This window comes from Empedobacter sp. UBA6305, from assembly GCF_002440405.1.
GTDB lineage: Bacteria > Bacteroidota > Bacteroidia > Flavobacteriales > Weeksellaceae > Empedobacter > Empedobacter falsenii_B.
Window position 1 is genome coordinate 25184 of sequence record NZ_DJTP01000004.1, and the last position, 12862, is coordinate 38045.

A 12862-nucleotide genomic window follows, 5' to 3' on the forward strand; every position below is an offset into this window, starting at 1 on the left:
TAAGTATTTATTGTTTTTTAATTGGAATATAAATTCGAGAAATTAGTTTTAAACTATCTGTTTCCTTCGGATCGTTTAACATAATTTCTAATTGTTTTGTATCCAGTTGTAATTTTTTAGATTTTGCATAATTCTTCATTTTCTCGATTGTTTGCGCACGCTTAGAACGAGGTCCTAAATGCAATGTCAACAAATAATCTCCACCATGAACAACCACTTTTTTCATCTCTTTTTGCAAAGGCAAATCTTCTATTAATTGTATTCCAGCAAAAAATGTTGTCTTATCTTTTTCTTTATCAAAATCAGTAAAGTAGACATATGGAAAACCTAAATCGAAATCAAAACCACCTTCATCTTTATTCATTAACGATTTATAAATCACCTCAAAAGCACCATCTACTTTATCCATTATATCTTTTTCCGCTAAACTTGATTGTTTACGAATCGCTAATAAATTTGTTCGACCTAATTCTACAATTCGATATTCACCATAATTCAATCGTCCTTCTTTTTGATCCTTATCTAATCTAACTTTCACTTTTTGATTTAGGTTATCCAAAGATTTTTCAAATTTAGATTCAGGATTTTTGAAAAAAGCAAAATAGCGGTAGAAATAAGGAATTTCTTGACTTAAATAATTCAATTTTGCAGTTGTTTTCCCATTTTCTTGTTGTTCAAATTTGACATTCAAACTATCTAATTTTTCCCAACCATCATATTTTATCGTATAATTAACGAAACGATTAATCGAAAAATTTTCAATCGTTACTTTTCCTGAAGCAATTGAAGCATCTTCTGAATCCCATATCATATAATTTTCGTCCTCTTCTTTTGTATTCGAAAATTTCTTGATTGTCAAAGAATCCGAAGCTGTAAATTGTTGCCATTTCGAGAATTGACGAAGATTATAAAATTCGTCGTACACCAAACCAACAGGTGCATCAAATTCATATTGCATTTCTTCGTCGAAACGATTCGGTAAAACGATTGGTAATAAAGCCAAAACCGCAATAATGATTACTAAAAAAAGATTTATTTGTTTCATTTACAAAATTGATTGTACAAAAATAGAAATACTTTGTAGGACTCTTAATATTAATCTGAATTAATCTTTTAAAAATAGTATATTTGAGTAAATAATATAAACTTATGGACTTTACTAATTTAATTCAAGGAGCAATGGGACAACAAATTGTTGGTTCTGCTGCAAAACAATTAGGGATTAATGAATCTCAAGCTCAAACTGCTGTTGCAGCAGCTGTACCTTTTTTATTGTCTGCTTTAAATAAAAATGCACAAGGCGGAGGTGCTGAAGGAATTTCGAATGCTTTGAATCAACATGACGGGAGTATTTTGGATAATCTTTCTGGATTTTTAGGTCAAGGAGGAAACCAACAAGATGGATTAGGAATTTTAGGTCACGTTTTAGGAAATAAACAACAAAATGTAGAATCTGCAATTTCTCAACAATCTGGATTGAATACAGCACAAGTTACTCAAATTTTAGCGTTAGTTGCGCCAATTGTAATGGGCTACTTGGGTAAACAAAAACAATCTGCTGGATTAGATTCAAATGGGATTGCTGGTTTATTAGGCGGTTTAGTTGGTGGTTCTACAACTCAAACAAACCAAAGCGGAGTAAATTTAGGAGGTTTCGAAAAATTGTTAGATCAGGATGGTGATGGACAATTAGGAATTGGAGATGCCATGAGTTTATTGGGTGGATTTTTCAAAAAATAAGTCTTGTCTTAAACTGAATAAAAATACAAAATTTATTAAGCAGGAAATTTTCCTGCTTTTTTTGTTTCAAAAATTATCAACCTATATATTCTAAGTATTCGAAATTATCAAATTCATAAATATTAAAAGTTTGATTTAAAAAATATATTATTTTATTTGTTATTTAATATAATTTTATCAACAATAAAACACAAATAGCATGGATACTTTATTTTACTCAGAAAAATTCATTCAAAGAATTAAATCAAAAAACCCTAACGAAAAAGAATTTTTACAAGCAGTTGAAGAAGTTTCCGAAACCATTTTACCATTTGTAGAAGAAAACCCTAAATACAAAAAGTTCAAAATTCTTGAAAGAATTGCAGAACCAGAACGTATTATTCAATTTAGAGTAACTTGGGTTGATGATAAAGGCGAAATCCAAATCAACAAAGGTTATCGTGTACAAATGAATTCTGCGATTGGTCCTTATAAAGGTGGTTTGCGCTTTCATCCATCTGTTAATCTTTCTATTCTTAAATTCTTAGCTTTTGAACAAGTTTTCAAAAACAGCTTGACAACTTTACCTATGGGTGGCGGAAAAGGTGGTTCTGATTTTGATCCAAAAGGAAAATCGGACATGGAAATTATGCGCTTCTGCCAATCTTTTATGAGCGAATTATCTCGTCATATTGGTGCAGATGTCGATGTTCCTGCTGGTGATATTGGCGTTGGAGGACGAGAAATTGGTTATTTATTTGGTCAATACAAACGAATGCGAAACGAATTTACAGGTGTTTTAACTGGAAAAGGATTAGAATATGGCGGTTCTTTGATTCGTCCTGAAGCTACTGGTTACGGCTTATTATATTTTGTAGAATGTATGTTAGCCGAAAAAAAAGAAACCTTAAAAGGAAAAACAGTTTCTATTTCTGGCTCTGGAAATGTTGCACAATATGCTGCTGAAAAGTCTCTGGAATTAGGCGCAAAAGTGGTTACACTTTCTGATTCTTCTGGATATATTTATGATGAAGACGGTTTTGATACAGAAAAACTAAATGTCATTTTCAAAATTAAGAATGATGATTACGATAGAATTTCAAAGTATGTTGATTATTATCCAAACGCTAAATTTTTCTCCGACCAAAATCCTTGGAAAGTTCCTTGTGATATAGCTTTGCCATGTGCAACACAAAACGAATTGGATTTACAAGATGCGCAAACTTTACATCTCAATGGTTGCAAATTGGTTGCCGAAGGTGCTAATATGCCAACAACTCCCGAAGCGGTTCATTATTTTTTGGATCATCAAATTTTATACGGTCCTGGAAAAGCTGCGAATGCTGGTGGTGTTGCAACTTCTGGATTGGAAATGTCTCAAAATTCGATCCGTCAAAATTGGAACAGAGAAAAAGTAGATTATCGATTAAAAGAAATTATGATAAAAATTCATCACCAATGTAAAAAATATGGAAAAGGTGAATTTCAAGAAAATATAAATTATTACAAAGGCGCTAATATAGCTGGTTTCGTAAAAGTTGCCGATGCTATGATTGCTCAAGGAATATAAAAATCCATTTATAAAATTCGGTTCCCTTTACTGAATTTAGAATTCAATTGTTTGTTATTAAAGCTGGACTTCTGTTCAGCTTTATTTTTTTAGAGTGGAAAATTAATTTTAAAACCAATACCTCGAACAGATTCAAATTTTATCATTTCGTCGTTCTGAAAATATTTGCGCAAACGTGTCATAAAAACATCCAAACTTCTACCCATAAAATAATCGTTTTCACCCCAAATTTTTTCTAAAATCTCTTTACGACTCACTAATTTTTGATTATTCTGAATCAAGAAACTCAACAATTCTGCTTCTTTTTCTGTTAACTGAAATTTTTCTTCTTGATAAGATAATTGCAATTGATTTGGAAGAAAAACATAAGCTCCAATTTTGATCAATTCTTCTAAAACAGGTTGATTTCGTTTCAAAATATTTTTTATTCGCAAGACCAATTCTTCAGGATCGCAAGGTTTTGTGATATAATCATCTGCACCTAATTTCAAACCTAAAACACGATCAAAACTTTGCGCCTTAGCAGTCAAAAATAAATATGGAATTGTAATGGTTTCGGCTAATTTTTTCGCCAAAGAAAAACCATCAATTTCGGGTAACATGACATCAAAAATGATTAATTGAGCTGATTCCAACGATTCTATTTCCTTCAATAGTTTTTGTGGATGATCAAACCAAGTCACTTCAAAATCAGAAAATTCTAGATATTGTTTGAGAACAGTTCCCAAATCTTGATCATCTTCTACTAAAATTAATTTAGTTTTCATTCGGCAAAATGATTAAAAATTGAACACCTTTGTCTTTATTATTCTGAACGTTAATTGTTCCTAAATATCGTTCGATTGTATTCTTGACCAAAAATAATCCAACACCCAAACCGCTTACATTTTGGTTAATAGAACGATTCACACGATAATATTTATCAAAAATAAGAGGCAAATCATTGGTTGGAATTCCAATTCCATTATCCGAAAAATTCAATGTTATTTTTTTTTGAAATTTAAAATCTAATACAATTTCAGTAGCTCCATATTTGACTGAATTTTCAATTAAATTCTGAGCAATTTGTTTAAAATCGTTTGTTTTCAGTACATTATTTTTCTCGAAAATACTTTGATTAATAAGTTTAATTTCTGGATATTGAAGTTGAATCTTTTGGATAATTTCATTCAAAATAACCTCATCTAACAATTCAGAATTTTCGTCATTTTTCACAAAAATAGAATCAACAGTTTGCTCCAAACGATTAATTTGTCTGTTCATCATTTGTTGCGTTTCTGGATGTTGAACTTGATGCAAAGCAAATTTCATCGTCGTAATTGGCGTATTCAATTCATGCGCAATAGAGTCTATTGTCAAATGTAATTGATTGATTTTTTCTTCTTGTTTCGATAAATTTTTAAGACTTTTCCAATACAAAAAGACAATTAATCCAACAATCAACAAACTCACAATGATTAAAGGAATAATTTTCTTGAGAATTAAAAATTTCAAATTCAGTAATTCAAAATCTGTCTTTCCTCTAATTTTATATTTATGACGTTCATTTTTATTAATTCCTAAATCAGAATCTGTTTGATTACTAATATCATCCGATGACCAAACACTTTGATTAATATTAGTTGGTTTCGCAATTTTATTTGTCGTTTCGTAAATCACATACTTTTTCTTTGGCAATAATTCTTTATGATTCAATTCATCATAAACCGAATAAACATCTGTACGAAGCGCTATTTCAAAATTATTTTCCTTAGAATAAACGTCTAATAGAGAATCTACAATTGGCGTATAAATCTCATAATTATAATCTACTTTCGTTCGAATTATTTGTAATTCATCAAACTGTTTTTTTTCATCATGATTCAGTTTTTTGAAATAATCTAAAATCTTATCATCATTAGAATCTGTTTCATATTTTGACATAAAATTCATCACTTTAACTCCAATTTCACACGCCTCTTTATTCATATCTTTCTCAATCAATCGATACAAATTGTAGATATAATACCCTTGCAATGCAACCAAAACGATCAATGCAAAAGAGAAAATAAATGTATAATGTTTTTTAGATAATTTCATAAGCTTTCCATCAATTCAAAAATACATTGTTTTCGCACATAAATTACACATTAACTCATCGTTAACCGTTCATTAACCAAGTAAAATCGAAACTTGAAAGAGATTTGTTAAAAATCTGAACCATGAAAATAGTAATAACATTTTTTCTGCTACTTCCAAATTTAATTTTTGCACAAATTATTTCTGGAAAAATTATCGATGAGCAAAATCAACCAATCAAAAATAGTTCTATTGAAGTTGAAATTCCTTCACAAGATCCAATTGTAGCTGAATCGAATGAAAATGGCGAATTTAATTTTGAGCTTCATCAAGCACAATCATTTACAATTTACATTAAAGAATTTGGTTACCAAGAATTTGAAAAGACATATCAAGCTAACTCAGAAAACTCTTTGATTATTACGCTTCAAAAAGATGAAACAATTAACTTAAAAGACGTTGTTTTTTCTAGTCAAAAACCTTTGTTGAAACGAAAAATTGATCGAATAGAATTTAATGTCGAAAATACGCCTTTGCAAAATTTAAGTGCTTGGGATATCGTGAAAAACACGCCAAATGTTCTTCTAAAAAATGAACAGTTAAGTGTGAGAGGAAATACGCAAATTTTAGTCACAATTAATGATAAAAAAACATTAATGTCCCAAGATGATTTGAAACAATTGTTGGAAAATACTGATGGTGCAACAGTTTCTTCGGTTGAAGTCATTACCAATCCGCCTGCAAAATATGAAGCTTCTGGAAGCGCGATTATAAATATTAAAATGAAGAAAAATGTGCTTTCTGGTTACAAAGGACAAATTGCGACACGTTATCATCAATCTATTTATAGCAAAGGAATGCTGGGTACTACCCAATCTTACAATACAGAAAAATGGCAATTGACAGGAAGTTATTATTTTGTGAATGGAAAATATGTTCGCAAGAATTTTGATGTAACAACTTATGAAAAAGATCAGACACGCTGGGAAAGTGACATGATTCGTCGAACAGTTGCGAAACAACAACATATTTACAACTTTGCTTCTCAATATTCAATTGATAGTTTACAGAATTTTCAGTTTGGAATAAATGGTTCTAGAAATCCTGCTTCAATTGGGAATTATAACGTTCCGACAAATATTTACAATACAACAAATAATCAACTTGAATCATTTTATAAAACACAAAATCATCGTCGCGAAGCTTCAAATAATTTTAATACGTATTTGGTTTATGACAAAAAAATTGCGAAAAATAATTTGACTTGGAGTAACAATTTTAGTCATCGTTATTACAAAGAAAATCAAGATGTTTTAACAAAACTGAATTTCAAAGATAAACCTTATGAAGAAAATCGTTTTTTGAGTGCTGCACTTCAAAAATTGAATCTATTTTCTACACAAATTGATTATAGTTTCACTAATGAAAATTTCGGCTTGGAAGCGGGAGCGAAATATAGTTTTGTAAAGAATGATAATGATTTGGATTTCTTTGAATCGATCCAAAATCAAATCGAATATCAACCCGAAAAAAGTAATATTTTTAATTACAAAGAACAGATTTTCGCCTTATATATTTCTGGAAATTACAAATGGAAAAAATGGGAAGCAAAAGCTGGTTTGAGATCTGAAATAGCTCTTATAAATACGATTTCTGATAATCCAATTAGCCAAAATAAACGAACAAACACCAATCTTTTTCCAACTTTATACGTCATGTATAATTTTGAAAATGCTGGACAAATTGGTTTGAATTATGGAAAAAGAATTGATCGACCTAATTATAATTTCTTGAATCCTTCAAAATCATATTACAATCTATTTTCTTATTTTCAGGGCGATGCCAATGCGATTTCTACGATTATTCACAATTTGAGTTTATCGTACACCTTGAAAGATTGGAATTTCGAAGCCTATTATCGATACGAGAAAAATCCTGCGATGGAAATTTCTATTCAAAATCCTGAAACTTTTGAAACGGTTTATCATTTTACTAACATCAAAAATGGAGAAGCTTTTGGAGCTAATCTTTCGAAAAATTTTAATCTAAAATCGTGGTGGAAACTGAATTTATTTGCGATGGGAGAATATAATCAAAACTATTATTTTGGTCCAGATAATCTGCAATACAAAAACGATGTCTTTTTTTATCACCTTTCATTGAGCACGCAATTGGATTTAGACAAAGCAAAAACATTTAATATTTCGGCAGGATATCAATATAATTCGAAGGCAATTCAAGGTTCGTTTGATATTAGTTCTTCTCAAAATACATATTTGATTTTAAACAAAAAAATATGGGATAAACGTTTTGAAATTGGTTTGGTTTTCAATGATATTTTTAAAACTGATCGCAATACGATTTCTACGAAATACGCAAACCAAAATCAATATTTCAAAGATTATCGCGATACACAATATTTTATGTTGAATTTGAAATACAATTTCGGAAACCAGAAAGTAAAAGAAGCGAAACAAGCGGAAAAAACTGCAGAACAAAATAGAATTTAGCGTTACAAAAAAAACTTAAGTTTTATTAAATTTGAGGAAAAGCAATAAAATGAATTCAGTAAAAATCATTCGAACAAATTCTTCTAACAAAGATTTTCAAGAATTGGTAACAGAATTAGATAAAGATTTAGCGATAAGAAATGGCGAATTTCATTCTTTCTTTTCGCAATACAATAAAGTTGACAAAATAAATCACGTTGCTATCGCCTATTTAAACGAAAATCCTGTTGGTTGTGGCGCTATAAAACATTATTATGATACAACGATGGAAGTGAAAAGAATGTATGTAAATCCTGATTTTAGAGGAAATAGAATTGCAGCTAAAGTTCTGAATGAGTTAGAAAATTGGGCAATCGAATTAAATTATGAACGATGTATTTTGGAAACCGGATTGAAACAACCCGAAGCAATCGCGTTGTATGAACGATGTGATTACACAAGAATCGAAAATTACGATCAATACAAAGACATCGAAGAAAGTGTTTGTTATGAAAAAATATTGAAATAAAAAAGCTGAGCGATGCTCAGCTTTTTTATTATTTATTAGATTCTTTTACCATTTTGTTCATTTCGGATGCCGTAATTTCACCATCCATAATCATGTACATTTGTTGATCATCGCTGTTAATACTCATCAACACATTTTTAAAAACTTTCGCATTTGCATTTTCCGTTAAAAAGCGAATTTTACTTCCGTCCTTATTTATCGACATCAATTTTTCGAAATAGATTATTTTTTCAAGAAAACAGTTCCACCAGCTTGCGCTTTTGGAAAAATTGTAACATCAGCAATTTGTACATGTTCTGGTTGTTGCAACAAATACTCTATTGCATTTGCAATATCCTCTCCAGCCAATGGTTCAAAACCTTTGTATACATTATCCGAAAGTTCTTGATTTCCTTTGAAACGAACCAAAGAAAATTCTGTTTCTACCGCTCCTGGCGCAATATTGGAAACTTTGATTCCGTAAGGTAACAAATCATAACGCATTCCTTTGCTTAACGATTCTACCGCCGCTTTCGACGCACAATATGTTCCTCCATTTGGATAAACTTCTTTTCCCGCAATCGAAGAAAGGTTGATGATATGCGCATTTGATGATTGTTTAAGAATTGGAATAATTGCTTTCGAAACGTAAATTAATCCTTTTACATTGATATCAATCATTGCTTCCAAATCCTCCAAATCAGCTGTATCAAAAGGTGCTAATCCGTGCGCATTTCCCGCATTATTGATTAAAACATCAATATTTTTCCACTCATTTTCTAAACTTTCTACTGCATTAAAAACAGCTTCCTTGTCTCGAACATCAAATTGAATGGTTTTTACTTCCGTAATTTGACTCAATTCTGCCTGAATTTCATCTAATCGTTCTTGACGACGCCCACACAAAATTAAACGATAATTTGGTGCTAATTTCTTTGCTGTCGCCATTCCTATGCCAGATGTTGCTCCGGTTATGAAGACTGTTCTTTTCATTTTCTTAAATAATTAAAAGTGCTTTTTTAAGACCGTCTAAGATACAAGCTAAAAAGAAATTAAAAAATGATTTATCCTGTTTTCGTTCGATATTTTCTACTTTTTCTTCTTTCATTTTTCCACGAGAATCATTCTTTACCGCTGCATTTCCAACTGCTGATAATAATTTCCTTTTCGAACCATCATCACGCAAAACATTCACTTTCAAATTTTGATAATCTATTCCAAAATTTCCTCCAGCAACTTTATCATTTCCATCAAAATTAAATTTTATTTGATTGAAAAATCCATCAACAGAAACCTTAAGATATGGTTTCACAAAAGGATCGAGATTTTTTGCAGGAAGTTTTGAAATTGAACCATTGATATTAAATTTCTCTGAACGATTCATTGGATTAAATGTCCAATTTGCACGCAAATCTCCATTCATAAATTCTGAATGCCAATCAACATCAACGTTTGGTAAAGATATTTTACGATAACCCGAATTGACATTTTTAACCCTTGCATTTATCGACGAAAACGTCAATTTTCCTGTTCCAATACTTTTAGCCGTTTCCTCTTCATATTCTAATTTAGAGTTGACCAATTGCAACTGTTTCACCCCTAAATCGAATTTCATTTCACGTAATTTTTGTGAAAACATTGTTTTACGTTTTGTGTCATCAGGTGGAACCAAACTTCTATAAATATTTGCATAAAGTTGATTCAATTTTATTTGATTCGCTTTTAAAAAGAAATCTTTTGACGGAGAAATTCCCCACTGAATTCCATTTCCTTGTAATTGCTTGACAGAAACTGTATATAAATCGGCTTGTTTTTTCAACGAAGCTGTATATGCTTTTCGAGAAAGTTTTGGCGTTAATTTTAATTGATTCAACATCAAATTTCCGTTCTGAAATTGCAAAGCGCTAGTATTCATTTTATACGTTTTTCCTAAATCGAAATCAATTCCAGAAGATTTTAACAACACAGATTTATACGAAAATGGAATCGCTTCTTGAATTGTTTTTGGATCAACATTGATTTGATTAAACGTTAACTGAATTTGCTTCAGCGTTAAATTCGGCGTTTTTTGTTGATAAGGAATCACATCTAAATGTCCATTTACCAACGAAATTTTATCAACTTTTATAATATCATTAAACTCTTTCGACGTTTTTCCTTCGCGCTGTGCCACTCGTCTTGGCTGTCCATAAATCGTAAATTTTGGATTTTTGAAAATAACATGATTAACATGAAGTTCTTTCCCATAATCATTTTTTAATCCTAAAACCGTCAAATTAACATTATTGAAATCAAATTTTTGTGAAGCAATAAAACGCGATTGCTTGATTTGAATCGTATCAATTCCAAGATTAAAATTAATCAAGAATTTTTGCGTTGCTTTTTCCGCTTTTTTTGCAATAACTTTTTCATTCTTTTGATCGATGATTTTTACATTTACTTCATCCAATTTGATTGAATTGGTATGAAAATAAAAATCACCATTTTTTATTCCCCAACTGTTATTATTCAACGTCAAAATTGGCGCTTCGACATCTAATAATGTATTTGATTTAGTATAATTTTGATTAAATTGATTTTTTGAAATTAATGGTTTCATTTTGAAATTTTTCAGAATCAATTTCTTTTCAGTTAAATCAAAATTAGATGCTGTTAAGGTATGCATTTCATTCAATCGATAATACATCGAATCCAACTTAATACGAAAAGTTTTATAATCAATCGGAATATCATTTGTGCGTGTCAACGCATTCATTTTTATTCCTTCGATATTTAACGCCACATTATTTATTGCATATTTTACCGTTTTTGCATTCGAGTAGAGTGAACGAATTTTACCGTTTTCTATTTGCAACTTTTTGATATTAATTAACTCCGCATCTTCCGTTTTTATGCTTACTTTTTTGATTGATTCTTTCTCAACTTTATTCTCTGGTTTAGCAGAAATAATGGTAATTTTTGGCTTTTTGAATTTAATTAAATCTGTTTTAAAATATAATTTATCTTCTGAAGTAAATCCCCAATCCATCTTAGAAAGCGAAAGAAGTGGCGATTCAATATCTAATAAATCATTTTCAGAATCGTTTTGAACGTACATTTTTCCGTTCATTTTAAGTGGTTTCATCAAGAAATTATCCAACTCAAAATCAGTTTCATTAAAACGAACTTTTCGTGCTCTAATCAATTGTTGATCTTTAACCACAAAAAACATCGAATCTAATTTAATATCAAAAGCAGAATATCTGAACGGAATTTTTTTGTCCGCTGTTCGCTCATTGAAACGAACACCGTCAAAATCAATCGAAAAATTAGAAACATTTGCAATATGTTTTTTCCCTGATTGAGAATACAAATTGAATTCGCCGTTGTTTATATTTACATTGGAAACATCAATACTTTGACCAACTTTGGATTGCGCTGTATCTTTTTTGACCGAATCTTTTTTCTCTTTAAGATAATAATTTACAGAGGGATTATTGATGTTGATTGAATATGCTGTAACTTCTTTTTTGGTAATTAATTTTATAAAATTGATACCGACAACATTTATTTCTTTCACTTTTCCTGTTGCATCAATCGAATCCTTTATCAACAAAGAATCTTTTGGAGAAACTTCAACATTTTTTAGTGATAAAGACGAATTAAAAATAGAAAAGCTCAAATCTTCGTAAGTCAGATTATAAGCCGTATCGTTTTTTTCTGCAATGATTTTTGGAAGTCGATCATTCAGAAAATAGGAGATGTAAAAACTTAAAATAAAAAGTACCGCAATAATAGAAATTAAAGCGATACCTATTTTTTTTATCCAACGGTTTTTAATCATTGATATAGTTTGGTTAACAGTCTTAAGAACAATTATTATACCAGATATAACAAAATGTTAAATTTATTCGTTGATATCGTAGATTTCTTTGATATTTTCTAAGATTTTATCGAAGTTTAAATTCAAATCAATTAATTTCCCAGTAAACAAATCGAACACCCAACCGTGTACTTCCAATCCATTTTCCATAGCACGTTGCACGAAAGGATTTTTTACCACATTTACACATTGTTCTTGTACATTTAACTCTACCAAACGATTATAGCGCATTCCTTCGTTTTCGATTGCATTTAATTCTTCTGAATGTAAACGATAAACATCTCGAATATTACGCAACCAAGGATTCATCATTCCTAAATCTTTCGGAATCATTGCAGATTTAATCCCTCCACAATTATAATGTCCACAAACTATAATATGTTTCACTTTTAGGTGTTCTACCGCATAGTCTAAAACAGAAGTGGTATTCATATCCAAACTAATTACCATATTAGCAATATTGCGGTGTACAAAAACCTCACCTGGCTCCGCTCCCAACAACTCTTCTGCCGTCACACGACTATCCGAACAACCAATGTAAAGCACTTCTGGATTTTGACCAGCCGAAAGCTTATCAAAATATTGCTCGTCTTGTCCTAAACGTTTATTTACCCACTCTTGGTTGTGTTCAAAAACTTTTTCTAAATTCATAATTT

Annotated in this window: 11 protein-coding genes; 4 read left to right on the plus strand and 7 right to left on the minus strand. The window is 30.4% G+C overall.

Annotated features, from left to right (window positions below; translation table 11 throughout):
- Positions 1 to 7: 7 nt before the first annotated feature.
- On the minus strand, positions 8 to 1045 hold the full coding sequence (locus B3M86_RS01265) for a GyrI-like domain-containing protein (RefSeq protein ID WP_291075653.1): 1038 nt from the start codon (positions 1043 to 1045) through the stop codon (positions 8 to 10).
- Between the two features lie 104 nt (positions 1046 to 1149).
- Between B3M86_RS01265 and B3M86_RS01270 the strand changes: the two genes are divergently transcribed.
- Both B3M86_RS01270 and gdhA read left to right on the plus strand, forming a co-directional pair.
- On the plus strand, positions 1150 to 1740 hold the full coding sequence (locus B3M86_RS01270; protein WP_180905983.1) for a DUF937 domain-containing protein: 591 nt from the start codon (positions 1150 to 1152) through the stop codon (positions 1738 to 1740).
- A 199-nt stretch (positions 1741 to 1939) separates the two neighbouring features.
- Complete coding sequence (gene gdhA / locus B3M86_RS01275) at positions 1940 to 3289, plus strand: NADP-specific glutamate dehydrogenase (protein ID WP_221854634.1); 1350 nt, start codon at positions 1940 to 1942, stop codon at positions 3287 to 3289.
- An 89-nt stretch (positions 3290 to 3378) separates the two neighbouring features.
- Here the strand turns inward: gdhA and B3M86_RS01280 are convergent, their stop codons facing one another.
- Positions 3379 to 4056, minus strand: a complete 678-nt coding sequence (locus B3M86_RS01280) for a response regulator transcription factor (protein WP_125350247.1) — start codon at positions 4054 to 4056, stop codon at positions 3379 to 3381.
- Positions 4046 to 5368: a sensor histidine kinase gene (locus B3M86_RS01285; RefSeq protein ID WP_125350246.1), complete on the minus strand. Its 1323-nt coding sequence runs from the start codon at positions 5366 to 5368 to the stop codon at positions 4046 to 4048. The genes B3M86_RS01280 and B3M86_RS01285 overlap by 11 nt, the downstream gene beginning before the upstream one ends.
- 122 nt (positions 5369 to 5490) lie before the next feature.
- Here B3M86_RS01285 and B3M86_RS01290 point away from each other — a divergent pair, with 122 nt between their 5' ends.
- Together B3M86_RS01290 and B3M86_RS01295 are read left to right on the plus strand one after the other, a co-directional pair.
- The gene (locus B3M86_RS01290; protein ID WP_291075655.1) at positions 5491 to 7857 is read left to right on the plus strand and encodes an outer membrane beta-barrel family protein; all 2367 of its coding nucleotides are present in this window, start codon (positions 5491 to 5493) and stop codon (positions 7855 to 7857) included.
- Positions 7858 to 7906: 49 nt separating this feature from the next.
- The gene (locus B3M86_RS01295; RefSeq protein WP_286496093.1) at positions 7907 to 8365 is read left to right on the plus strand and encodes a GNAT family N-acetyltransferase; all 459 of its coding nucleotides are present in this window, start codon (positions 7907 to 7909) and stop codon (positions 8363 to 8365) included.
- 28 nt (positions 8366 to 8393) lie between these two features.
- On the opposite strand, the gene B3M86_RS01300 is transcribed toward B3M86_RS01295, so the two are convergent.
- The 4 genes from B3M86_RS01300 to B3M86_RS01315 form a co-directional block, all read right to left on the minus strand.
- On the minus strand, positions 8394 to 8570 hold the full coding sequence (locus tag B3M86_RS01300) for a hypothetical protein (RefSeq protein ID WP_286496092.1): 177 nt from the start codon (positions 8568 to 8570) through the stop codon (positions 8394 to 8396).
- 17 nt (positions 8571 to 8587) lie between these two features.
- Positions 8588 to 9337 (minus strand): SDR family NAD(P)-dependent oxidoreductase, encoded by a 750-nt coding sequence (locus tag B3M86_RS01305; RefSeq protein WP_219034947.1) that lies wholly within the window; start codon positions 9335 to 9337, stop codon positions 8588 to 8590.
- Positions 9338 to 9341: 4 nt separating this feature from the next.
- Positions 9342 to 12167, minus strand: a complete 2826-nt coding sequence (locus B3M86_RS01310; protein WP_291075657.1) for a hypothetical protein — start codon at positions 12165 to 12167, stop codon at positions 9342 to 9344.
- Positions 12168 to 12230: 63 nt separating this feature from the next.
- Positions 12231 to 12857: a carbonic anhydrase gene (locus tag B3M86_RS01315; protein WP_219034949.1), complete on the minus strand. Its 627-nt coding sequence runs from the start codon at positions 12855 to 12857 to the stop codon at positions 12231 to 12233.
- Positions 12858 to 12862 lie beyond the last annotated feature (5 nt).

Excerpts from the sequence above, each read along its gene's own strand:
- B3M86_RS01315 (WP_219034949.1), bottom strand. The coding sequence starts at position 12,857 with ATGAATTTAGAAAAAGTTTTTGAACACAACCAAGAGTGGGTAAATAAA.
- B3M86_RS01310 (WP_291075657.1), bottom strand. The coding sequence starts at position 12,167 with ATGATTAAAAACCGTTGGATAAAAAAAATAGGTATCGCTTTAATTTCT.
- B3M86_RS01285 (WP_125350246.1), bottom strand. The coding sequence starts at position 5,368 with ATGAAATTATCTAAAAAACATTATACATTTATTTTCTCTTTTGCATTG.
- B3M86_RS01295 (WP_286496093.1), top strand. The coding sequence starts at position 7,907 with ATGAATTCAGTAAAAATCATTCGAACAAATTCTTCTAACAAAGATTTT.
- B3M86_RS01280 (WP_125350247.1), bottom strand. The coding sequence starts at position 4,056 with ATGAAAACTAAATTAATTTTAGTAGAAGATGATCAAGATTTGGGAACT.
- gdhA (WP_221854634.1), top strand. The coding sequence starts at position 1,940 with ATGGATACTTTATTTTACTCAGAAAAATTCATTCAAAGAATTAAATCA.
- B3M86_RS01305 (WP_219034947.1), bottom strand. The coding sequence starts at position 9,337 with ATGAAAAGAACAGTCTTCATAACCGGAGCAACATCTGGCATAGGAATG.
- B3M86_RS01290 (WP_291075655.1), top strand. The coding sequence starts at position 5,491 with ATGAAAATAGTAATAACATTTTTTCTGCTACTTCCAAATTTAATTTTT.
- B3M86_RS01270 (WP_180905983.1), top strand. The coding sequence starts at position 1,150 with ATGGACTTTACTAATTTAATTCAAGGAGCAATGGGACAACAAATTGTT.
- B3M86_RS01265 (WP_291075653.1), bottom strand. The coding sequence starts at position 1,045 with ATGAAACAAATAAATCTTTTTTTAGTAATCATTATTGCGGTTTTGGCT.
- B3M86_RS01300 (WP_286496092.1), bottom strand. The coding sequence starts at position 8,570 with ATGTCGATAAATAAGGACGGAAGTAAAATTCGCTTTTTAACGGAAAAT.